We start from the raw sequence: 23284 nt of genomic DNA, 5'->3' as shown, positions 1-23284 counted from the left end.
GGTGTCCTTGTTCGCTATTCAGTACGAACCTACTTGCTAACAAGGTAGCTATTAGCTAGTTGATGCAATGCCAACTTAAAATAGAGACTGATTTTCCCTATTAATATTCAAGTTGACACTAAACTATCGACTTCTAGTAAGACATCTTATAAATAAATCTATTTTATTTGAATTTTCTCCTAAATTCTTCATCGAATTAAACACAGTTTATTTTTTAAAAGAAAATATTTATTCGTGAATTTCAAGATTTTTCGTGTATATATCTAATAGGAGGGATAAAAATGACTAGAAAAGAATCCTTGACGCTACAGTATTTTCGTACTTTAAAGAAGTATCAACAACTAACACCTGAAGGCCACAAAAAACTGGACCATTTCGAACGAGGTTTTGAGGGAGAATTAGCTTTCGACCACATGCTGGAGCAAATAGATGTTCACCCCCTCGCCCATTATCGCAACTGGCAGTATCAGGATGCTTATATTGAGATCGATTCTCTCCTGATATTTCCTTCAAGTCTTTGTTTAATCGAAGTGAAAAATTATCGCGCCAAAGTCAGCTGCCAAGACCGCCGCTGGAGCTTTAACAACTACCCTGGAGAGCGCGATATTTGCCAACAGTTACTCAAATCACAGCTCTTCTTGGAAAATTTATTAGCAGAGCATCAATTCTCAATAAATCTAGAGGCCAAAATATATTTTGCCAACCCTTATAACTATCCTGATTTGGATGATTCGGTAACTAAGAATGTGCTGCTCCCCCACCAGGCTAAGGATTTTTTTCAATCCTTGAGCCAAGAAAAGTTCAACCCAGAAATAAATTCTCTTTGCCGATTATTAGAAGAAATTCAAAGTCAATCTTGTTTAAAAGAAGAAATAGCGTTAAATAAGTTCAATCCAGGCTTTCATTGCAAGGGCTGCGGTGATCAGGTTCAGATTTTTCATTATTATATGATATGCTCTTGTGGTCGGAAAATTTCAAAAGATGAAGCTATTATTGAACTTATTAATGACTATGCTCTTCTTTTCCCAAGCTGTACACTTAATGCTTTTGCGATTTATTGTTTTGCCTGTAAAGAGGTGGGTTATCATAAAATTGAAGAAATTCTTCAGCATAATTTTATCTATATAAAAGGAAAAAATCCAAGAGAGTTTCTCAATCCATACAATTCTAAATAAACTAAGTTATAAAGAAAATTAGTACTTAGTATAAATAAGAAATTCTTACACTTCAAAGTTTTTGGAGACTCTACATATTTTTATAGGCCTTCTTATTTATAATTTTTGCTGCACATGCTATGAAGGTCTCATTAGATAGGTGATGCGAGCCTACTTGCTAATCGAAGCATCATTCGCTAGTTTGCTCGATCCTATTTGCTAATCAGAGTACTATTCGCAAGTTCACGAGTGCCTACTCGCTAATCAAAGCACCATTCGCTAGTTGATACGATCCTACTTGCTAACGGTGTCCTTGTTCGCTAGTTAGTACGACCCTACTTGCTAAGCAAAGCACCATTCGCTAGTTCATGCCCCAATTTGTGGGCTGGACTACCACCACCCCCACAAAAAAAGACCCCGAGCGTGAGGCTCGGGATCCATCTGTCAGATATTCCAGTATTTGAATTAGCGCAGGGTAACAAATTCTTCAGCGCTGGTTGGGTGGATGGCAACGACGCTGTCCAGGTCGGCTTTAGTGGCGCCCATTTGGATGGCGACGCCGAAGCCTTGGAGGATTTCATCCATGCCTTCGCCGGTCCCGTGGAGGCCGACAACTTTTTCTTCTGGGCCGGCGCAGACTACCTTGTAGTGGCAGGCTTCACGCTCACCGGCAGCAGAAGTGTACATAGAGTAGAAGTTGCTGGTGTAGACCTTGATGGCGTCTTCACCGTATTTTTGGATAGCGTCAGCTTCGCTCAGGCCGATTGACCCTAGAGCGGGATGGCTGAAGACAACGGTTGGGACATTGTCATAATTGATAGCGCCGGATGCTGCTCCATTATAGAGGTATTCAGCGACTTGGCGGCCGGCACGGATGGCCACGGGGGTGAGGTTGACCTTGTTGATGTTGTCGCCCACTGCATAGATGTTGGCAACAGATGTTTGATGGTTGTCATCCACCAAAATCGCTCCCGTCTTCTCGTCGGTCTCAACACCAACCGCTTCAAGATTCAAGTCATCAGTATTGACCGCCCGTCCGATAGCCATCAGCACCTTGTCTGCACTGGCGACTTTCTCCCCATCGGCATAGCAGGCGATCTGGCCTTCTTCTTCCGCAAATTTCTCCAAAGCTTGCCCACCATGGAAGGCGATACCTTGGTCTTCAAAGGATTCCAAGACGGTATCCACTAACATTTGGTCGAAGCCTGCCAGGGGTTGGTCTTGGAATTCGAAAACATCGACCTTGACGCCGAGTCCGTTCAAAACGCCCGCAATTTCGACGCCGATATAGCCAGCGCCGACAATTACCACCGATTCAGGCAGGCTCTCCCAGGCGAAGAAATCGTCTGAAGTCGACAGGAGCTCGCGCCCTTCCACATTCGGAACTTTAGGTCGTCCCCCAGTAGCAATCACAATCTTGTCCGCACTATAGGTCTGGCCGTCAACTTCCAGGGTCTGGGCATCGACGAAACGACCATAACCTTCAATCACCGTGATTTGGTTTTTCTCAAATTGCCGGGTATAGGACTGGCGGGACCGGTCGATATAGGCGTCCCGCGACTTCTTAAAGGTCTGATAGTCAAAGTCGACCCCTTCCACGCTGAAGCCGTAGCCGGGACCGTAAGTTTCAATGGCATCACGGACACGGGAGGCATACCAAGATATCTTCTTCGGCACACAACCAATATTGACACAGGTTCCCCCGAGATGTTTGGCTTCAATCAGGCCCACCTTGGCGCCATGCTCCGCCGCCCGGTTGGCTGTCGCAATACCGCCGCTGCCGCCACCGAGAACTAATAAATCAAAATCTGCCACAAGAACCACTCCTTCTTCATTAAACACTAAGTTACTAAAGCTATCATAACAAATTCTGAGCCTCGTCGCCCCCCATTTGCTCAGAAAAGCTGCCAAGTTTCAAACGAATATCTGCTCATCCTAATAAACAAAAACTATAATAAATAGAAAAATAATAAAAAAAGAGCGGGCTTGCCGCTCTTCAATCCTTAATCTATCTAAACTTGTTCGAGTGCTTGGTCGAGATCCGCAATCAGGTCATCCACATCTTCGATTCCAATTGAAAGACGGATCAGGTCTTGACCGACGCCAGCTTCTTCCAATTCTGCATCGGACAATTGGGCGTGGGTGGTTGAAGCCGGGTGGACAACCAATGACCGGACATCGGCCACATTGGCTAGGTTGGAGAAGATTTCGAGGGCATCCACGAAGCGGATACCAGCTTCCTTGCCACCTTTTACCCCAAAGGAGAAGATGGAACCTACCCCGTTCGGGAAGTCGCGCTCAGCGAGTTCATGGTAAGGCGAGCTTTCCAAACCAGGATAAGCAACCCAGTCAACTTTCGGATGGTCTTCCAAGTGCTTGGCAATCTTTTCCGCATTGGCCACATGGCGTTCCACACGCAGGGACAGGGTTTCAACCCCATTGATAATCAAGAAGCCATCTTGGGCACTCAGGCAGGCTCCGGTATCGCGGAGAACTTGGGCGCGAATCTTGGTCGTAAAGGCTGCTGGTGCCAGGTCGCCAAAGACCAAGCCATTATAGTGCGTATCAGGTTCGGAGAAGCCAGGGAAGCGGTCATTGTTCTTCCAATCGAACTGGCCGTTTTCCACTACAATCCCAGCTAAGGTTGTCCCGTGACCACCCAAGAATTTAGTTGCTGAGTGGACAACAACATCTGCCCCATGGTCTAAAGGCCGGTAGAGGTATGGCGTCGCGAAGGTATTATCCACAATCACTGGCAGGCCATGTTTATGGGCAAATTCACTAACCTTGTCGATATCAATCAAGTTGGTCTTTGGATTACCGATCGTTTCTAAGTAAATCGCCCGAGTCTTATCATCAATCAATTTTTCAACAGCGTCGAAATCTTCAATATCATTGACGAAGCGCGTCTCAATCCCTAAGTCAGGCAGGGTCACGCTGAATAAGTTGAAGGTCCCCCCATATAGACTGGTAGCAGAGATAATATTATCTCCCGTCTTGGCAATATTGAGGATAGCATAAGTAATCGCCGCAGATCCAGAAGCTACCGCAATTCCGGACGTCCCATTCTCAAGGGCAGCTACACGGGCCTCCAGGACGCCGACAGTTGGGTTGGTAATACGGGAATAGATGCCTCCCGCATCCGTTAGGGCAAAACGGTTTGCCGCCTGTTCCGCATCTTCGAAGACATAGGAAGTGGTTTGGTAGATCGGTACCGCCCGTGCCCCCGTCTCATCGAGATTATGGCCTGCATGGACTTGTTTGGTGTTAAAACCAGTATATTTTTCACTTGGGTTTGCCTTAGTCATCTGAATCGCTCCTTTAACTTATTAAAAATAAGCACTATTTCTATGTGAATATACTAGCACAACTTGGCCACAAATACTATAGGACCGCTGATACCCCTTCTTGATGAGTAGTGTTCGTTAAATACGATCACGTTCTTTCCATGCGGCTACCTGGCCGAGGACAGGCAAATTTTTCTGGTAAAGAGCCACGAAACGACCGATCAAGAAGGCGGAAAGCAAGGTCCCCCAGCCGACTCCCTCCAAGCCCCCGAGCAAGAGGAAGGAGAAGACCACGGCCAAGCCAGTAATCGTCCCATCGAAGGCAATCTTCACCCGACCAAACGGCCAAGCAAAGCAGGTCGAAATAGCCTGGACAATCCCCTCAGCAGAGACATAGAGCCAGTCCGCCGCTACTTCCAAAGCAATGCCGAAAGCTAAGACGGCACAGCCGATGATGAGGCAGAGGACTTGGGACCAGAGATGAGCCGGTTGGAGCCAGTCCAAGGCCGCCGCCGACCAGTCCGTCACCAGACTGAGAATGAGGTTTACCCCCAATTGCAGCCACTGCCAGGCCTGGAAATCCCGCCGGTAAAGAACCATTTGCCCGATAATATAGACCGAGTTGAAGATAAAGAGCAAGGTCCCCAAGCTCAGCGGCGTGGCTAAACTCAGCACCAGGGGCAGGCTGGAAACAGCCGTTGTCCCCAAATTGGCCTTGGTGATCAGCACAATTCCCAAAGCATTGATGGCAATCCCCAGGATCAAAACCAAAGCCCGTTTCCAAGTAGTTGTCGTCATATAGCTCCTCCTCAAAAGATCTTATCCTTATCTTAGCGAAATTTGCAGGGAAAGCAAAGGGATATCAGGAATGGATTGCTAATTTAGGATGAACGCGGGTCTGACAACTTGTCTGGCAAGGCGTCAGCTCCTCCAATTGAGAGTTGGCCTGGTCCAACCCACAAACCAAGCTCCCATATGAAAGTTGACACGACCCAACCCACAAACTTGGCCCTCATTTGAAAGTTGCCACTTTTCCAGTCTCCACTATCAAAATAAAGACTATACTAAAACCCCACCAGCCCTTATTTCCGGCTAGCGGGGTCAAAAAAAGCCTATTCGTCATCTTCCTCGTCGTCTTCACGGTCCATCAGGTTGTCGATGGCGATGGTGATGGCAACAAGGACTTGTTCGTAGTTCGGATCCTTAACTTGAATTTCGAAACTATCCCCAATGCTGAGCAGTTTCTTACGGATGGTCCCAATCTCTTCCCCGCTTTCACTCACCGTGAACTTGTGGTCGATCAGGTTGCCGCGGACCTTCAACTCGAAGTCATCGGAACTTACCTTAACCTTGCGACGCATGAGGGAGAGCTGACTTCTCACCTTGAGCGACTGGCCATCCGCAAATGCCACACTGTAAGTTGGGAAGGGGCGGATTAGCTTGCGCTTGACAGTGAAAACCTCCTCCCCATTCGGATCAGTCACATGAATCTTATCGCCAATCAGCTTGAAGTCCTGGTCGACTTGGTAGCAGACCTTTCCTTGATCATCTTTGATGGGATAATTATCCGTAATTTTGAAGATACGTTGTTTGATATAGAGGGTATGCATGGTTATTTCTCCTTCTTCTTATAACTATGGTTGACCGCTTCATAGAGGCCTAGGAGTATCTGAGGCAGGGCAGAAGCTTCGGCATAGATCAGGTAGCGGTTCTCCCAGTGGGGGCGGAACTTATCCTTATAGGCACGCAAGCCCTTGAAGCCATAGACCCGGTTACCGTACTCATAGACCAGGCGGATCACCCGGTCGCGTGAACGGGAATAGGTCTGGTCGCCGACATTAGCCAGCGGGGCCATCCCCAGGTCAAAAGTCTTGTAGCCTTCCTCCTTAGCCCAGGATAGAATCTGTAGCAAGAGCATCTGCATCACATTATCTACAGTATCCCCCCTGAAGCGCATTAAATCAATTGATACGCTCTCAGAACTGATAGGCATGAGATTAGCAAAGGCTTCGATCCGCTCATCCGAACGCAAAACGAAGATGGGACTCGTCTGCAGGTAGTCTTCCTGGAAGGCCCCCAAGGAATAGGCCATCTCACTCCGACCTTCCAACCAAGCATCCGAAATCCCCTTTAATTCAGCCAAGGTCGCCGGTGCATGGGGTGGACTTAAGACCTCAAAACGTAGCCCAGCCTTCTCCATGGCATTGCGGATCTGCCGGCGGTTGCGGTTCTTTTTGCCCTCAAAAGTGAAATCTGCCAGGGGAATAATGGCCGCTTCGCCGATCTTAACCGTCAGGTAACCCATATTACAAAAATTATCCAGGTAACGCGGACTGACCTCATAATAAGCGAGCTGCATCCCTGAATCATGGGCATAGGCGGCAAAGGCTTGGAACAAGCCATCAAAGGCCTCTGCTTGGCCAACCGGGTCACCGAGCACCAACATGTTCCGCCCAACCGATCGATAGAGTAAAGCGGCCTCTCGGTCTGGTCCAAAGAAAATCTCTTTATCACAGAGCCGGACCAAGTGGCTATATTCTGTCCCGCCATACTGATCAACCAAGGCCAAGTAGGCGTCAACCTCTTCTGGCTGTGGTCTTTGGAAGCGAAGTTTTTTGGACTGGCTAAAGAGAAGGAGCAGAGCCAGCCCCACAACGATAAGGACACTCAACATGAGGTGGACCAGGTTGATGGTAATCACCAATTCTCCTTTGAGGCGGAGGATGTGCCAGGCCACGGCCACACTGGTTACCCCAAGAACGAACAGGGTCAAGAGACTCGACCCAATAATATTACGTTGGGTTAAAGGCACACTGGCCCGGATAAATTGCCTGCGGTTGGCATAGAGCAAGATCCAGACCACCAAAACAAGGAGGGCTTCCCGATAAGAGAATCCACGGAGCAAGCAAAGGACAGCTCCTAGGGGCAGGAGGACCATAGCAGCTTGGTAGACCCGACGAACCCGGGCATTGATCCCGAGCGAAAGCAACAGGGTCACAATCCCGACAATCAGGGTAATAAAGGCCGATACTTGTTCAAAAAGGCGCGGCACCAAGTGGTTGAGGAAGCGAACACGATCAAAGAGTTCCGGCGCCAAAGCAGTTGATACCAAGAGGGCCCCTCCGATAAACATGATGATTGCCAGACTTTTGACCAGAACATCCGACCAGAAAGTTAGGTGGAAGTCCTCGGTCTTCTCCCGATACCAGCGACCAAAGACATAGGTCGAGGCCAGGACCCAAGGAATAATATAGTAGCAGACCCTGAGAACGACCAGAGCAGCTAAGACATTGGCCGTCTCATAGCCCGCCTTCTGCATGAGCAGGAGGACCGTCACATCAAAGGCCCCCACCCCACCTGGAACGAAACTGAAGAGGCCCACCACAATGCTGAAGACATAAATCAACAAACCATCCGTCCAGGCAAAATTCGGGTTAAAAATCGCCATCACAAAGAGGAAATAAGCCAGGGCAGCCGACCAGTCCAGGATGGAGACGCCCACATAGCCCCATTTTTTGCGCCAAGAAATCTGTTGGAGCTGGAAACGGTCAAAGAGCCCCCGAACCCAAGGCAGGCGGTCAGCCAGAAGAAAGGCCGGCAGGTAGAGGGTGAAGATCAGGGCTAGGACCAAGGGCCAGCCCAAATTCCTCCCCCAAGCTAGGGGTAAGGCAAGAAAAATCAAAAAGACCAAACCTAGAAAACTCGCCGCCCAATTCATCACAGACAATTGGAGGGCCGATTCCGCTGGCAGTCCTGCCTTCTTATAGAAATTCGCCCGCAAGGTCCCCCCTGTCAGCCCGCCAAAATCAATGAATTCATTAAAAGCCTGACTGATCCAACCGATCTTAAGGATATCCAAGGCCGGTGCCGTCAAGGGATAATCCCGGGTGGCATTCAAATCATAGAGCCCATTGACTGAGAAACCTAAGAGCCCCGTCAGGAGGAGGGCCAGTTGAATCCAAATGGTCTTCTCCCCCAAGGACTGGCGGAAAAGTTGCCAGTCAATCCCCTGGAGCTCGTGGCGGATGAAATAGCCCAAAAGGACAAAAATCAAGCCATAAAAAAAGATCTGAAGCACGCGCTTGTGCCCTCTAATAAAATCCATCATACTCATTCCTTATCTTTACATGCAAAAGCCACGCCCAAGCGAATGACATCTCGCGTTTAGTTTACCTATATTCTATTTCTAAAATAAATAAAATACTAGAAGAAGACGGGCATCTTAGACTTTCTTTAACAAAATATACGCTGAGATGAATGGGCGAACGGTTCCACTCACAAATAAAGGAGACGTTTGAAAGTCGAGGCAGCCCTACTCGCAAACTAAGGAGCTTTTCGAAAGTTGGCGCGACCCTACTCACAAATTAGACCGCCCTTTGAAGGTTACTCCAGTCCCAGGCGCAAACTAAGCCATCTTTCGAAAGCTGACCCAGCCCAACTCGCAAACGAGGGGGCTATTTCTGAGGCAAGCTGTTCACTAGCTCCATAAGATCATTTCCCCCACATTAAATTAAAATTCCGTAAGAATACGGTTGACTTTTTCTTACTTTTGTCCTATGATAGGATTATCACTTGAGAAAGGAGCATGGACTCATGCTAAAAATGGAATCTACTCACTGCCTGGGCACATGCTCAGCTCAATCGAATACTTTCTTCTTTAGCTTCTTTAGATAGTGTTTGTAGCTATGCAAGTCATGGGTACAAACACGGACCAAGCGTTTGTATCTATGAGGCTAGAGATTTTTACCATGCTTAGGCCCCATAGAATAGATTGGATATTCTAAGAGGCCGAGCCTATATTTTTGCTTTACCGCCGCCTTAGAGTATCTTAGGCGGTTTTTTCTATTGTAAGGAAGAAAGTTTAGTCACTTGTCGACCACAGGATAAAATATAAGGAGGATCTCATCATGAAAATCAAACAATTAGCTAAAGTATTAGGTCTCGGTGCCCTGGCGCTCACATTAGGGGCTTGCGGGCAAGCAGCTGGCGACACAAAAGAAGCAGAAGCCTCAGTCGGTGTCCTCCAATTTATGGAACACGAATCACTGGACCGGGCCCGGGAAGGCTTCACGGACGCCCTCAAGGAAGCCGGATATGAAGAAGGGAAAAATTTAACCCTCAACTACCAAAATGCCCAGGGTGACCAGTCCAACCTGCAGAGTATCACCCAGCAACTAGCAGGTAAAAACGACCTCATCCTCTCCATCGCCACCCCAGCGGCCCAAGCCATGCTGAACACCGACAAGAAGACGCCCCAACTTTTCACCGCAGTTACTGATCCCGTCAGTGCCAAACTCGTCGACACTGCCGAAAAACCTGGAGCGAATATGACCGGAACCAGTGACGGCGCACCAACGGACAAGGTAGTGGACCTCCTGCTCAAGGCCGACCCTTCCATCAAAACGGTCGGCATCCTCTACAACTCTAGCGAGGTCAACTCCGAGATGCAGTACAAGGAAGCCAAGGACTATATCGAATCCAAGGGGCTCAAGGTGGAAAGCATGACCGTTACCACTACCAACGAAATCCAACAAGCCACCAAGGCCCTGGCCAAGAAAGTCGACGGCATCTACCTGCCTACCGACAACACCGTCGCCAACACCATCCAAACTATCGGCCAAGTCCTCAAAGAAGAAAAAGTTCCTTCAGTTGCCGCCTTCGATGCCGGTGCAGAAGGCACCCTCTGCGCTTACGGCGTGGACTACTACGAACTCGGTAAACAAACGGGCGAGATGGCTCTCGACATCCTGAAGAACGGCAAGAAGCCTGCCGACATGCCCGTTCAAAAATCTGAAAAACTTGTGGTTAAGGTCAACGACGACATGGCTAAGGCACTCGGCATTGACCCAAAGTCTTTAACGGAAGAATAATCCTTAGCTACTACCAGGACCTGGACGACCTCAGCCGACCCTTGGAACATTTAACGTGTGAGCATTGATAGACAGACAAATCTTAAGCCAATTAGCATAGTGAACATGCGTTTCGCTTTTGCTCACAATATCAGTTCCAAAATATAATATTAATCAACAAGATCAATAAAAACATATCATCAGAATATTAATCTCTAGACAAAGAGGCCCTGAGCACGATCGGGCCTCTTTTTTCTTATGATTAGAAAATTTTAAAAACAGACCCAGTCTTCCAATCCCAGGCATAGAAAAAGCCGGCCGCTAATTTAACGCGCCGGCTCCTTTAATATTCAAAATAAAAAACTTACAGCACAAGATGGAAAATGCTTAGGGCTGCTTCGTTCCCGATCTGACCCGGTTCACATCTCCATCCTCGCCATAAGGTCTTTCGACAATGATTATTGTAACATGGATTGATGAAACTGGCAAGGGGGGCTTGGGAAAGCTGGTTTTTTGTTTTTCTTCCCTTTAATCCTAAGCTCCCGGCACAAACAAATGCCCATTAGTCGCGGCCAGAATAGCCTTGGTCGAGTGGAGACGGTTTTCAGCTTGTTGGAAGTGCCAGCCGGCCTCGGATTGGAAGACCTCGTCCGTGACTTCAAAGGCAGCTTCACCGTATTTAGCGACCAGGGCGCGGCCTTTTTCACTCTCGCCGTTGTGGTAGGCAGGGAGGCAGTGCATGAAGATGGTGTCCTTGCCTGTTTCAGCCATGACTTGAGCGTTGACTTGGTAGGGTTGGAGTAAGTTGATGCGCTCTTCCAGCTGGTCTTCTTCCCCCATGGAGACCCAGACATCGGTATAGATGGCGTCCGCTCCTTTAACAGCAGTGTGGAGGTCTTCTGTCAGCTGGTAGGGCGTCCCGTAAGTCTCAGATAAGCGGTCCGCTAGCTCGCGGACTTGGGCATTAGGCTGGAGGGATTCGGGGGCGGCGATGACCACTTCAACCCCTAGGATCAGGCCCGCCAAGAGCAGAGAATTGGCTACATTGTTGCGCCCGTCCCCCACATAGACCAGCTTGAGCCCGGCCAAGTCGCCGCAAGCCTCCTTGAGGGTCATGTAGTCGCCCACCATCTGCATAGGATGGGCCAAGTCCGTCAAGGCATTCCAGACCGGCACCCCCGCTTCAGCAGCCAGGATATCCACATCTTCCTGAGCCGCCCCGCGAAAACCAATCCCGTCAAAAACCCGACCCAGAACCCGAGCCGTATCCGCAACTGATTCCTTGGTCCCCAACTGCATATCCGCCACGGAAAAATACTCCAAATCCGCTCCCAGGTCGCTAGCCGCTACCGTAAAAGCCGCCCGCGTCCGCGTCGAAGCCTTGTTGAAAACCAGGGCCAAGTTCTGCCCCTCCAGATAAGGATGAGGAATCCCCCGCGCCTTGAGATCCTTCAGGTGCAAAGCAAAATCCACCAAATTGCGCAATTCTATTTGACTAAAATCACTCACCCGTAAAAAACTTCGTCCTTGTAACATACTTACCACTCCTTTATTTGGATTCTGTCCCCAGTCTGGCACGAAAAAAACAAATACGCAAACATAAGGGTGTGAGCAAAGGCGTTCAGAAAGGAATGACTGGAGGCAAAAGGGATAAGATCGGGTTAAACCGATCGTTCCCATTTGCTGAAGTCACGCCCTTTCTGCCTTTGCGAACCCGACTAGGAAGGTGTGAGAGGATGCGAGAGAAAGGGACCTTCTGGAGCAAAAAACTAGAGAAGGCTGAAGGCATTCGACAGATTTTTGCGAAGAGGAGCCCTTTCTGCATCCTCGAACCCAACTAGGAGGGTGTGAGCAAGAGCGTTTAGACTTGGATGCTTGGAGCAAGTCAGCATCTTCCTATTTGCGCTCAAAGTTTCCGAATGCAAATTGAAATTCGATAGTTGCATACAAGACGTCCGAGCGCAAATTCACAAACGCTATTTGCTCTCAGGCCTACTGAAGGCAAATCCACACCTTCTATCTACTCTCAGCCCCATCGAACGCAAATCTACACCTTCTATCTGCTCTCAGAACCCCTGAAGGCAAATCCACCCTGATTCACTCACAAAAATCCAAAAATACCAATAAAAAAGACCAGCTGAATAGCTGGTCTCGACATGTCGCAATCTGCCTTCTTGCTTGTGGGGAGCGTGAAAGCAAGGCTCTGACATTGAGCCTACCGAATGAGTATATGCTTCGATTGCTTTTAAAGGAAAATTTATGCATGTCTGCTTCCCAACAGACAATTACATTATAGCTAAGCTTTATTGATATTGAGTTAAAAACGTGTAAATCTTATGTAAATTTATGGGATGAAGTCTACCTTTTGCCCCCAAACCGGATAATATTGGCCGGGACTGACTTCATTCATCTTGTCCGCCACGTCTTGGGACTGGTAGAGTTGGACAATTTTCTGAAGCGTAGGGTTATCCTGGTCTTCCTTGCGGGCTACGATTAAGTTATAGCGGTCGTTAGGAATTTGATCCAGGTGGTCGGCATCGGTGAAGATATTGTCCTCAATCTTCATGCCTGCGTCCTCAGCGAAGGACCCGTTCACCACCGCCGCGTCCACGTCCCTGACTAGACGTGGTGCCTGGGCAGACTCTACCTCCACTAACTCAATATTCTTGGGATTCTCAACCACATCACTGACCTGGGAGAGGGTTGACCCACCATCGCGGAGCTTGAGCACACCAGCTGTCTGTAGGGCTAAGAGCGCCCGACCCTGGATGGAGGTCTCCTGGGGAATCAAGACCTGGCCGCCTTCCGGAAGATCCTTGAGATCATCCACCTTGTCCGAGAAGATATAGAGGGGCGTGATAAAGGTCAGCCCAATTGGCGTCAAGTCCTCCTTGTGGTCCTCATTCCATTGCTTGAGGAAGGCATAGTGCTGGAAGGCATTGAGCTCAACGTCCCCATTGGCCAGGGCCTGGTTGGGCTGGTTATAGTCCGTCAATTCCACCACTTCCAGATCGATCCCCTCCGCCTTAGCCTTGTCTGCGACAAAGTCCCAGATCTCCTTCTCGCTCGAACCGACCACCGCCACGCGCACCTTGTCCTTAGCCGCCTGGTCCTTTGACAACGCCTCCTCTTGGTTCCCACAAGCGCCCAGCGTCAAGAGCGCTATAAGTCCTAGAAAAAATTTCCCAAATCGCTTCATACAATCACCTTTCCCTTCTGTAGAGGCTACTATAGCAAATATTTCGCCAGGCCGGAAGTCTCAAAAAAGAGAACAGGAGTGATCGATTGTGGGGATCAGCTGTGAAAGATACTAAATTTAATAAAATTAGCCTCCCCGTTCATTAACACACGAGGAGGCTTATTAGATTTGAGGGGGTATTGGGCAACTTGCCTTCCAGGGGCTGGTTAGCAAGTTCTTGGGTGCCAAACTTGCTAATAGGAGGTCCATTCGCCAGTTCGTGAATGCCAATTCGCTAACAAGAGCCCCATTGGCTAATTCACGATCGGCTACTTGCTAACAGACACTCCATCCGCTAGTTCCCCACCATTCATCAATCCTCCCAAAAAAGAAAAAACCAGCCGCAGCTGGTTTTACCCCCTCCTAATGGTGGAGCTGATCTTCGAGAATCTGGTCGCCGGTCCATGCCTTAGGGTAGAAGGTTGGCCAGTTGTCCATTTCTTCAAAGAGGGCTTCGTGGGAGTCATCGCCGACGAAGATATGGAAGTGGTTGACCCCTTCACTCGGCGCAACATGGTGGTCGGAGAATTGGACATAGTTATACGCGTCATCATCCCCGGAGACTTTGGTAAATAAAGGACGTACGCCCCGGTTTCCCTTCTCATAGTCGAGGATCTTAGACCCCTCTGCCCGGTAGGTTCCCGTCGCAGTCGACCCATCCTTCTTAATAAAGGTGATCTGGTCGCCCTCAATCTTGATCCCCTTGAGGTCGGTCTGGTAGCCCTTCTGGTAATAGGCCTTGTAGTCTTCCGCAGACTTCTCGCCCTCGGACTTGACCGCCTTCAATTCCATAACAGGGTCCAAAGTGCCGTCTTCTAAATAGGGCGCCACAGACTGCCAGTCGCCCTGCCAATCTGCCAGGGTCCGGTCCGCCACATCCGCATCATCGAAGTAACCCGCTTGGACCTGGAGCGCCTTCTCATGATCGGCCTTGAGATTGGGGTTAGCGGCTAAATAGGCATCAAAGTCCTTCCGCTCCTCTTCAGTCAGCTTGTCGGCAGGAACTTTATGGTAGTGGTCACCGTGCGCGACTAGGTAGTCTTCTCCCTCCTTGCCGACCAGGGTCTCCTTGGTCACTTCGAATGCATGGTCGTGACCTTCGTGATCATGATCGTGGCCATCCTCTCCATGCTTGTGCCCCTCATGGCTATGGCCTGAATGATCATGGCTAGCTGCCTGCTCAGTCTGATTAGAAGAAACTGCCGCTTGCTTAGCTGGTGCCTCCGTCGTCTGGCAAGCCCCCAAGGCCAAGACACTCAACAAGCTCACCGTCAATAATTCTCGTTTCACAAAATCCCTCTTTCTTAAATGATTTTAAATCGTAATCGTTACGATTAATAGTCTAACCGAGATCCAAACGCCTGTCAACCAGAAAAAGAAAAAAAAGAGATTAAGACATAGGTCCTAACCTCTTTGTAAAATAAAATTATTTAGTTGATTTGCCATATGGTGCTGGTGAGCATCCGTTCCGCCAGCCTTCACACCCTATAGTCGGGTTCGAGGATGCAGAAAGGGCTCCCTCTTCGCAAAAGGACGTCGAAGGCTTGCAGCCTTCTCTGTCCTTTTACTCCAGAGGTCCTTTTCTCCCGCATCCTCTCACACCCTATACTTTCAAGGATGGAATGGCCGCAAGCAGGTCTCGCGTATAGGCCTCTTGGGGATTGTCAAATAAGGCTTCGGTAGCTTGGACTTCAACCAAGTGGCCTTCCTTCATCACGGCGATCCGGTCCGAGATAACCCGGGCGATGGATAGGTCGTGGGTGATGAAGAGATAGGTCAGCTGGTGAGCTTCCTGGAGGTCCATCAAGAGATTGATGATAGAAGCCTGGACGGACACATCCAGGGCCGATACGGGCTCATCCAAAACAATAAAGTTGGGCTGATCAGCCAGGGCGCGAGCAATATTGACCCGCTGGAGCTGGCCACCGGAGAAGGACCGGGGTCGGTGGGACCATTTATCCTCGGGAATCCCCACTTGCTCCAGATAATCCTTGGCCGCTTCCCGGGCTTCTGCCCTGGACTGGGTCCGGAGCAAAGGCTCGGCTACCACATCCAATACTGAGAGCTGGGGATTCATGGCCGCCAGGTTATTTTGGAAGACGATCTGAGGCTTAAAGTCTACCTGGGTCCCCTCCTGGTCAGGAAAATACCGGATCTGACCAGACGTAGGGCTTTCAAAGCCTAATAACAAACGACCTAGCGTCGACTTGCCTGATCCTGACTCGCCAACCAAGCCGAGGACTTCACCTTGGTAAATGTCCAAGTTAATCCCCTGGTTGGCGAGCTTGGCTTCACCCTTGGCCCTGAGGAAAGTTTTTGGGCGATAGGCCTTGTCCAAGTCCCTCACTTCGATTAAGCGTTCGTCCATGTGTCAACACCTCCTAAGACTCTGTGTTCATCGGAAATTATCCGGAGTTGGCTCTGGGCCTTGTCTGCTTCGCTCAAGTGAACCGGCTGCATCTCGTGTAGCCGCTCCTTGTGGCGACCAGCAGGAACCGATCGTATCAGTTCCTGAGTATAGGGATGGGCTGGGTGGTCGAAGAGATGGGCCACGGGTGCTTCTTCCACAATTTTCCCGTCGTACATGACCTTGACCTCGTGGCAGAGCTCGCGGATAACCGCCAGATCATGGGAAACAAAGATAATGGTCAAGCCCTCTTCCTGGTTTAAGCGCTTGAGAATATCCAAAATCTGAGCCTGGATGGTCACGTCCAGAGCGGTCGTTGGTTCATCAGCAATTAAGATCTGAGGCTTTTTAAGTAGGGCTAGGCAGATCATAATCCGCTGAATCATCCCTCCCGACAGTTCATGAGGGTAGAGCCCCAGGACCTGGCGTCCATTAGCGATGCCCACCTTGTCCAGATAGTCCAACATCAAATCTTGCCGGCTCGCCTGGTCCAAGTTATAGAAGCGCTCAATCACTTCATTCAAATGGTAGGCAACAGTCCGCAAGGGATTCAAGGAAGACAGGGGGTCCTGGAAGATCATACTGAAGGGCAAAGGATCTCCTTGCCCTAAAGCTTGCCCCTGCCAGCGAATCTCCCCTCCACTCACGGACACCTGTTGGGGTAGGAGCTGCATGACAGCCTTCATCAGCATGGTCTTACCGGACCCTGATTCCCCCACCAGACCCGTAATCCGACCCTGGCTAAAGGTCGTCGACACCCGGTGGATCAATTCCTGGTCAGGCTTAAAGCGGGGCTGGCTCACGACGGTTAATTCTTGAATTTCTAATGCTTCATTGGCCATATTATCGCTCCTCCAAGTCATAACTATCACGGATTAAATTGCCCAGACCATTAAAGGACACAATGGTTAAGATAATCAAGAGTCCCGGCAGGATGGCCATGTAAGGAGCCAGCTGCAGGTAAGACTGGGCATTCTGCAAGAGAGACCCCCAGGATGACTGCGGGGGTTGGATGCCCAGGCCCAAAAAGGACAGGGTTGATTCCATCATAATGGCCGAAGCCACTACTGAGGTCGCCCCTACAATAATAGTTGGAAAGACCTGGGGCAGGATATGGCGGCGGATAATGGTCAGAGGCTTAAAGCCCAGAAATTGGGCATACTTGACATAGTCCCGCTCCTTAAGCGATAGGCTCTCCGCCCGGACCAAGCGGGCAATAGACATCCAGGTAAAGAAAGAAATAATAATGATAATGGTCAAGAGCCCCGACTTCAAGAGGGCGGCCAAGACCGTGGTCAGGACTAGGGAAGGCACGGAAGAAATCAGGTCAATCAAGCGCATCAAGACCGCGTCCAGGGTCCCACCAATATAGGCCGAGAGAAAACCGATCAAGCTACCGATCAAGGTCGCCATGACCATGCTGGCTAGGCCGACCAAGAGAGAGACCCGGGCCCCGTAGAGAATCCGGCTAAAGTAATCCCTACCCAGTTCATCAGTCCCAAAAGGATGGGCCCAGTGAGGCGCCTGCAAGCGGTTGGGAATATCCATTGCCACCGGATCAAAAGGAAAGAGCGGGGCGAGGAGGGCCAGAATGCCCAAGACTAAAAGGAAAATAACAAAGAACCAGTAATAAGGTTTGAGCTGAAGCATGCGTTGAAACTTTTTGATCATGAGGTCGCCTCCAATCGAATCCGTGGGTCCACCTTGTAGTATAAGAGGTCCGCTAAAAGATTGCCGAGAATGGTCAGTGTCGCCGTCAAGAGAAAGACAGCCATAACTACCGGATAGTCCAGCTGCTTGGCTCCTTCAACGAAATAAGAACCGACACCTGGCCACTGGAAGATCGACTCCGTTACCATAGCCCCTGTCACTAGGGAAGGCAGGGACTGGCCAAGGAGGGTCACCAGGGGCAAGAGGACATTTCGACTGACATGGTGGAAGAAGATCTCCCGCTTAGAAGCCCCTAATGACCGCTGGACCGTAATATAGTTGGCCTCCACCTGGGACAAGGCGGCCGACCGAACATAGCGGATCAGATTGGGTGTGATTGCTACAATCAAGACCCCTATCGGTAGGATAGCGTGATGGAGGAGGTCTAAAGGATTCCCCTCAGACCCAATTCGGTACATGCCAGTCGTTGGGAAGAGCGGCCACTTAAGGGAGAAGAAGTAAATCACCAGAAGGCCGAGCCAGAAGGGCGGCACTGCCAGACCCAGGGAAGCCCCCAAGTCCACCAAGCGGTCGCCTGCCCGGTCCTTATGAGCCCCTGCAAAGAGACCCGACAGGAAGGCAATCAGAGAACCAATGGCATAGGCCGGCAGCATCAAGATCAGAGTATTAGGAATCCGCTCTGCCAACTGACTGCCAATTTCCTGTTGGTTGATCAGGGAATGGCCAAAGTCGCCCTGGATAACATTCTTGAGCCAGGTCAGATATTGGACAATGAAGGGATCATTTAAGCCATTCTGCTCGCGGATAATTTCCACCTGGGCCTCGGTCATATTAGGCGTCGTGATGGCATCGATAGCATCGAAGGGTGCGATATAAATCAAACTAAAGGCAATTAAAGAAATCAATAAAAGAAGAGGAATCGCTTGTAGGATTCGCTTCAAAGCATAGTTAATCATGAGAGCCCTCCTTTGTCGTCTGGATCTCGAGCTGAGACGCATCACCAAACTGGTAAATCGGTACCAAGTTAGCAGCCTCTACCCCGCTGATGCGCTTATCGACCGCCATAATCTTCTTATTATCCACATAGGGGTAGAAGATGGCATGGGACATCACTTCCGACTGGGCCTGGTTGTAAATGGCCTTGCGGCGGTCAGGGTCTACCTCCACCTCGCCTGCCTGGAAGAGCCGATCGCCCTCAGGAGTTGAGAACTTGAAATAGTTCTTCGCCCCACCCGTCGTATAGAAAGGCGCATAGGCAGACGGATCGAGGCCCATGATATAGCCCCCGATAAAGAGATCGTAACTCGTGCTCTTCGGATCGTGGTTGGCCGCAGACAGAGCCGCTGAGTCCATGGGCTTAAGCTCTGTTTCAATCCCGACCTTGGCCAATTGTTCTTGGACCATAGTCACGATGGTCTGCTCCAGTTGGCTCTCGCCATTATAGGCTAGGCGAACACGAGGATGCTTAAGTCCCGACTGGTCCAAATAAGCTTTGGCCTTATCCAAGTCGGTGTGGTACTTGTCGATATCGTCATAATAGTAAGGATTAGATGGCGGCAAGATGGAATGGGCCGACGTATAGTAGGTCTCATCGAAATAGGCAGCCTGGTTGATCTCTTCGCGGTCCAAGGCATAGAAGATCGCCTTGCGGAAATTCTCATCATCCACAGTATTCGTGTTGACCCCAATATAACCTACCCGACCTTCCGAATAAGGATAGAGCTGGATAGCATCCGAATCAATCGATAGGACATCCAGGGGCTCTAACAGAGTCGCATCAATCTCCCCGCTCAAGAGGGCTGCCTTAGTGGTCTGGGCATTCTTAATAATCTGGAAGATTACCTTGTCAATCTTAGCCTTCCCCTTGTAGTAATGTGGATTGGCTGCAAAGCGGAAGTCTTGACCTTGGCGGTAAGCTTCCAATTGGTAAGGCCCGCTTCCCACCGGATCAACTCCCTCAATCTTGTTGCCAGAGAAATCTTCCACATCCTGGTAGACATGCTTGGGGAGAATATAATTCTCAAAAACAATATTATTCACTAAAGCACCAGACGGCTGAGGTGCGATAAAGCGAACTGTCCGCCCATCCAGCTGTTCAATCCGGATAGGCTTCGCTCCGACCTTAAACTTGTCCGCCTGACCATTGGCAGGGTCCAACATGGTCTCATAGGTAAAGACCACATCCTCCGCCGTCACAGGCTGACCGTCCGAGAACTTGGCATCTGGACGCAAGGTCACCGTCACTGTCTTTCCATCTTCAGACTGGTCAACTGATTCCGCCAATTCCATCTCCAAATTCCCCTCCGCATCCATCCGGGCCAAGGGTGAGAAAATCATATTGGTCACCGTCAAACCCCAACGGTCCGAAGTCGATAAGGGGTTCATCGAAATCGGATCCCCCGCAATGGCATAGACGAAGCTATCCTGGCGTTGGTCAGCCTGGCTCGAATCATTCACCCGGGCTGAACAAGCCCCAATCACCCCAATCACCAGCACGAGAGATAATACAGCAAGAAACTTTCTCATAATGAACCTCCTTGTCGTCGCAGAAAGCCTGCCAGTGACTTCGACCTAAAAGCAGCGGTCAAAAACACTTACAATTTGTTAGCTATCTCATTATAAAAGATGAACCCAGCCGAGGCAATGAAAACTACTTATAAATAATAAGTTATTTCCGGTCAAGGGTGGTTGGAATTGGGAAGGCGGGGGCTGTGGAAGTAAAAAAGCAAGCCGGTGGAGGGCTTGCTTAGGATTGGAGATTATTTGGAATGAATGGAGGAACAAGATTCAATCCTTTTCCTTTACATAGGCTTTTTACTTGATTACATATAAAATTCATCGTACATTTACGGTGAGGTGAGGCTTATGGAATCAATAGATCTTAGTAACTTTAGACGAAATCTCCAGGAATACATGGCAGACATCAATATCAACTCGAAAATATACACCGTTACTTCGGCGAGTGGAGACGAAATTATTGTTATGTCAGAATCTGAATTTAATAGCTTGATAGAAACTTGCTATCTTTTATCAAGTCGTGCCAATCGGGAAATTTTATACCAGGCTATGGATGAACTGCAACAAGGTGATTATGAGCTCGAAGAAATTCACTAATAGCACATACAATTAATTCCAACTATAACACAGCCTCCCCATCTACTCTAACGAATCAGGGGAGGCTTATTTATTTATGAGCTATTTATTGACCAGCATTCTGGGCTTCCAATAATTTCTGTTGCAAGGCATCATCGACTGCATAGATATACAAGCCGTGAACACCACGTTTCAACAGGATATTCAACTGGTTTTGTAATAATTTTTCTGAAACGTCCTGCTTGCTCCCATCAGACATGGTCCGTCTGCTTGTCATCTGATTTGATTTACTTTCACTTCCATCGTAAATCACTCGACCATCTCGGTATTTTACCGAAGGGCCGATAATCACACCAGCATAGTTAAGGTCAAAGCCCTGAATAGTGTAAGTAGAACCAACTTCATTAATAGAAGCCTCCTGTTCTGCCCAAGACTTTAGGTTTTTAGCCGAACTTTGACTGGGACTCTTAGTTTGACTATAATTCCATGGCAGACTAAAGTCTCCGACAGTTACATTCCAATCTGTTCCTTTACCTTGCTTCCAATCCCAATCGTAGGTTGCCAACATCCGTGATAATCCCTTTTCTTTGTCATAAGCCCTATCTCTGATAGCCTCATACATTTCTTGAGCATCTGTAAAGATTTTAAGGTCGTAGCCTTGATTATCTTCAGGGATTGGCTTGATTTCGCCCCTTTTTACAAAATCATCAATCCACTGCAAGGTTTCTGGACTTGATTGTAGGCGCATTTGATTTTCCAAACGTATATGATTATCATTTACCGTTGTCGTATCAATCAGTTTTTGAATTTGACTGTCTTCCCAATACTCAGCCCGACTGATAATTTGATTTTCATCGAAGATTAGAATGACTAATTTAGCACACTTCAACAAGTCCTCCAGTTGATTCTTCCCCCGATAAGATTGCTTTCCTTGGGTAAGCAAGAGGTGTCCTTCATCAACTAAGACAACATCTACTGCTTGTTGACAAATAAGTTCACCATCCACTTCTTCTAGATGATTATTGATAAAAGAAGTTGGTTTCTGCACACGTTGACCACGTTTATCTTGCACTCGAAGCTTCAAAGCAATATCATCATATACCCTGTGCTGTTCATCATGATTAACTAACAAATAACAATTCAAAAGTCGATCTTCTTCAGTCGAAAAATCACTAGTTCTCAATCGATTCAAATCATAGAAAAGTGAACTCAAGAGCACCGTCTTCCCCCCCCCCTGCTTCGCCACTAACTAAAATCAATTCAGATTGTTTATCAAGCTTCAAATTTCCTCTAATTTTTTCAAATAGAATTTCCTTAGCCTTTAATTGCTCGGCAGTTAATTTATGGAAGGGAGAAGCTTTAAATAAGGCACTATCCTTTATAACTTCTTCTTCAGGAAAAATGTCAGGATTCTGAGAATGCAATTCTCGCCAAACTTGGGAGGTAATCTTAGGCATTAATTCTGAAGTATAGTAACGAAATTGAGGGTTAGAGCGGCGATTGTTTAATTGTTGGATTTTTGGGTTTCCTGAGAGGTAGAGCATCAACTGGTTTTCAACATCTAGGGTCAATGATTTATTGAATTTATCATGCCCTACAATATACATCTCAGCTTCAGATGATTGAGCTAGACTGTCCCAGTCATCGCGTTCTAAGGGATCTTGCTTAATATGCTGAACTGTACGTGAAATGATATTAGAGGTCTCTCCGACATAAGCAGAAACCTGCTTCCTTTTTCGATCCGTGATGATATACACCGTCGGATAAGCCAAGAAAATATCAGCCTCCGTCAACTCATCACTAACATCTAGTGGCTTCTGGTACTCTGTTTCAAAAGCCTTAATCGCCTCTTCACTATAAGGAATCCTCTTAACCAATGGATAATCTATATTTGCCACTTTAACGCCCCCCATGCTCTCATACTCTATAAGAATTAATATAGCATAATAAGAAATGCTCTGAAAGTATGAGAAAGTAGCCACAAATATCGTCATTTTAGTAGAAGTAGTTAAATTAAACTTCTAGAAAAATAACAATATATAGCTAAACTCTACTTCATCATACATATATGTTCAAGTGCTTATCACTTATCTAAAGCTCTTCTACAACGTACACTATTTGGAATTGCAATTCAATTGAATCTATTTTATTATCAATTAATGTCTATAGTACCTCAATATTTACTTCCTACCTCTCTACTTAATTCGTTTAACCTCTTTCAAACAGTTGACTTATATTGGAAATTTACATTTTATCCGATGAAATAAATATTGATATTTTGAAATATAATAATGATTTCCAATATGATGATAAAATGTATCATGTGCTCGTAGGTCCACATTATGAAAACGAAGAGCTTTATAAAGATGCAACTTATTGCCGCAAATCCCATATGCGGATTAAACCTATTCACCTTTTTTCTTAGAAGCGCCTTTAGAAAAGTAAATGGAAAATCAATATAGAGATGCATAATAACTCTAGTAATATAAATTACTGTAAAATATGCGATAATAAATTGCTTTCTTTACTACTGTTTTTTCTAATTATGAAAAACAAAGGAACTGCTAATAGCACCTTGTCATTTC

At 48.0% G+C, this 23284-nt stretch carries 18 protein-coding genes and 1 other RNA gene; 3 read left to right on the top strand and 16 right to left on the bottom strand.

The genetic code is table 11. From position 1 onward, the window contains the following. Nucleotides 1-281 precede the first annotated feature (281 nt). Nucleotides 282-1175 (top strand): nuclease-related domain-containing protein, encoded by an 894-nt coding sequence (locus tag QP339_RS03450; protein WP_284910440.1) that lies wholly within the window; start codon nt 282-284, stop codon nt 1173-1175. Nucleotides 1176-1619: 444 nt separating this feature from the next. On the opposite strand, the gene gorA is transcribed toward QP339_RS03450, so the two are convergent. From gorA to mprF, 5 genes are all read right to left on the bottom strand, one after another. Next, complete coding sequence (gene gorA, locus QP339_RS03445) at nt 1620-2969, bottom strand: glutathione-disulfide reductase (RefSeq protein WP_284910439.1); 1350 nt, start codon at nt 2967-2969, stop codon at nt 1620-1622. 197 nt (nt 2970-3166) lie between these two features. Beyond that, a complete protein-coding gene (locus QP339_RS03440; RefSeq protein WP_284910438.1) occupies nt 3167-4462 on the bottom strand; it encodes an O-acetylhomoserine aminocarboxypropyltransferase/cysteine synthase family protein in 1296 nt (431 codons plus the stop codon). Nucleotides 4463-4579: 117 nt separating this feature from the next. Next, entirely contained in the window at nt 4580-5239 is a 660-nt protein-coding gene (locus QP339_RS03435; RefSeq protein WP_284910437.1) for a YczE/YyaS/YitT family protein, read from the bottom strand. A gap of 314 nt (nt 5240-5553) precedes the next feature. Next, nucleotides 5554-6051 (bottom strand): LURP-one-related/scramblase family protein, encoded by a 498-nt coding sequence (locus QP339_RS03430; protein WP_284910436.1) that lies wholly within the window; start codon nt 6049-6051, stop codon nt 5554-5556. Nucleotides 6052-6053: 2 nt separating this feature from the next. After that, entirely contained in the window at nt 6054-8546 is a 2493-nt protein-coding gene (mprF, locus tag QP339_RS03425) for a bifunctional lysylphosphatidylglycerol flippase/synthetase MprF (protein ID WP_284910435.1), read from the bottom strand. A gap of 802 nt (nt 8547-9348) precedes the next feature. Between mprF and QP339_RS03420 the strand changes: the two genes are divergently transcribed. After that, a complete protein-coding gene (locus tag QP339_RS03420; protein ID WP_284910434.1) occupies nt 9349-10311 on the top strand; it encodes an ABC transporter substrate-binding protein in 963 nt (320 codons plus the stop codon). 332 nt (nt 10312-10643) lie between these two features. On the opposite strand, the gene ffs is transcribed toward QP339_RS03420, so the two are convergent. From ffs to QP339_RS03375, 9 genes are all read right to left on the bottom strand, one after another. Next, an RNA gene (ffs, locus tag QP339_RS03415) (signal recognition particle sRNA small type) lies at nt 10644-10740 on the bottom strand. Between the two features lie 84 nt (nt 10741-10824). Beyond that, entirely contained in the window at nt 10825-11835 is a 1011-nt protein-coding gene (gene argF, locus QP339_RS03410) for an ornithine carbamoyltransferase (protein WP_284910433.1), read from the bottom strand. Nucleotides 11836-12634: 799 nt separating this feature from the next. Further along, a complete protein-coding gene (locus tag QP339_RS03405; RefSeq protein ID WP_284910432.1) occupies nt 12635-13411 on the bottom strand; it encodes a MetQ/NlpA family ABC transporter substrate-binding protein in 777 nt (258 codons plus the stop codon). Between the two features lie 480 nt (nt 13412-13891). Beyond that, nucleotides 13892-14818, bottom strand: coding sequence for a ZinT/AdcA family metal-binding protein (locus QP339_RS03400; RefSeq protein WP_284910431.1), 927 nt, complete (start codon nt 14816-14818; stop codon nt 13892-13894). Between the two features lie 313 nt (nt 14819-15131). Further along, the gene (locus QP339_RS03395) at nt 15132-15896 is read right to left on the bottom strand and encodes an ATP-binding cassette domain-containing protein (RefSeq protein ID WP_284910430.1); all 765 of its coding nucleotides are present in this window, start codon (nt 15894-15896) and stop codon (nt 15132-15134) included. Continuing rightward, a complete protein-coding gene (locus QP339_RS03390; protein ID WP_284910429.1) occupies nt 15881-16777 on the bottom strand; it encodes an ABC transporter ATP-binding protein in 897 nt (298 codons plus the stop codon). The genes QP339_RS03395 and QP339_RS03390 overlap by 16 nt, the downstream gene beginning before the upstream one ends. Before the next feature lies 1 nt (nt 16778). After that, complete coding sequence (locus tag QP339_RS03385) at nt 16779-17606, bottom strand: ABC transporter permease (RefSeq protein WP_502869645.1); 828 nt, start codon at nt 17604-17606, stop codon at nt 16779-16781. Further along, nucleotides 17603-18562: an ABC transporter permease gene (locus QP339_RS03380; RefSeq protein ID WP_284910428.1), complete on the bottom strand. Its 960-nt coding sequence runs from the start codon at nt 18560-18562 to the stop codon at nt 17603-17605. Before QP339_RS03380 ends, QP339_RS03385 begins: the two co-directional genes overlap by 4 nt. Next, entirely contained in the window at nt 18555-20132 is a 1578-nt protein-coding gene (locus tag QP339_RS03375) for an ABC transporter substrate-binding protein (RefSeq protein WP_284910427.1), read from the bottom strand. Before QP339_RS03375 ends, QP339_RS03380 begins: the two co-directional genes overlap by 8 nt. Before the next feature lie 339 nt (nt 20133-20471). Here QP339_RS03375 and QP339_RS03370 point away from each other — a divergent pair, with 339 nt between their 5' ends. Further along, entirely contained in the window at nt 20472-20720 is a 249-nt protein-coding gene (locus QP339_RS03370; protein WP_284910426.1) for a type II toxin-antitoxin system Phd/YefM family antitoxin, read from the top strand. An 85-nt stretch (nt 20721-20805) separates the two neighbouring features. On the opposite strand, the gene QP339_RS03365 is transcribed toward QP339_RS03370, so the two are convergent. Together QP339_RS03365 and QP339_RS03360 are read right to left on the bottom strand one after the other, a co-directional pair. Beyond that, nucleotides 20806-21918 (bottom strand): DUF2075 domain-containing protein, encoded by a 1113-nt coding sequence (locus tag QP339_RS03365; RefSeq protein ID WP_284910425.1) that lies wholly within the window; start codon nt 21916-21918, stop codon nt 20806-20808. Next, nucleotides 21893-22597 carry a GIY-YIG nuclease family protein gene (locus QP339_RS03360; protein WP_284910424.1) on the bottom strand — a complete coding sequence of 235 codons (705 nt, stop codon included), beginning with the start codon at nt 22595-22597 and terminating at the stop codon, nt 21893-21895. The genes QP339_RS03365 and QP339_RS03360 overlap by 26 nt, the downstream gene beginning before the upstream one ends. Nucleotides 22598-23284 lie beyond the last annotated feature (687 nt).

The sequence above is a fragment of the Aerococcus sp. UMB7834 genome, from assembly GCF_030215145.1.
Classification (GTDB): Bacteria; Bacillota; Bacilli; order Lactobacillales; family Aerococcaceae; genus Aerococcus.
The sequence above is the reverse complement of the archived record's forward strand: the minus strand, read 5'-3'. Positions and strand labels throughout refer to the sequence as shown.

What these genes read in the sequence shown, in the direction of transcription:
- QP339_RS03370 (WP_284910426.1), top strand. Translation starts at nt 20,472, where the DNA reads ATGGAATCAATAGATCTTAGTAACTTTAGACGAAATCTCCAGGAATAC.
- QP339_RS03385 (WP_502869645.1), bottom strand. Translation starts at nt 17,606, where the DNA reads ATGATCAAAAAGTTTCAACGCATGCTTCAGCTCAAACCTTATTACTGG.
- QP339_RS03420 (WP_284910434.1), top strand. Translation starts at nt 9,349, where the DNA reads ATGAAAATCAAACAATTAGCTAAAGTATTAGGTCTCGGTGCCCTGGCG.
- QP339_RS03390 (WP_284910429.1), bottom strand. Translation starts at nt 16,777, where the DNA reads ATGGCCAATGAAGCATTAGAAATTCAAGAATTAACCGTCGTGAGCCAG.
- QP339_RS03435 (WP_284910437.1), bottom strand. Translation starts at nt 5,239, where the DNA reads ATGACGACAACTACTTGGAAACGGGCTTTGGTTTTGATCCTGGGGATT.
- QP339_RS03430 (WP_284910436.1), bottom strand. Translation starts at nt 6,051, where the DNA reads ATGCATACCCTCTATATCAAACAACGTATCTTCAAAATTACGGATAAT.
- mprF (WP_284910435.1), bottom strand. Translation starts at nt 8,546, where the DNA reads ATGGATTTTATTAGAGGGCACAAGCGCGTGCTTCAGATCTTTTTTTAT.
- QP339_RS03440 (WP_284910438.1), bottom strand. Translation starts at nt 4,462, where the DNA reads ATGACTAAGGCAAACCCAAGTGAAAAATATACTGGTTTTAACACCAAA.
- QP339_RS03380 (WP_284910428.1), bottom strand. Translation starts at nt 18,562, where the DNA reads ATGATTAACTATGCTTTGAAGCGAATCCTACAAGCGATTCCTCTTCTT.
- QP339_RS03375 (WP_284910427.1), bottom strand. Translation starts at nt 20,132, where the DNA reads ATGAGAAAGTTTCTTGCTGTATTATCTCTCGTGCTGGTGATTGGGGTG.
- QP339_RS03395 (WP_284910430.1), bottom strand. Translation starts at nt 15,896, where the DNA reads ATGGACGAACGCTTAATCGAAGTGAGGGACTTGGACAAGGCCTATCGC.
- QP339_RS03450 (WP_284910440.1), top strand. Translation starts at nt 282, where the DNA reads ATGACTAGAAAAGAATCCTTGACGCTACAGTATTTTCGTACTTTAAAG.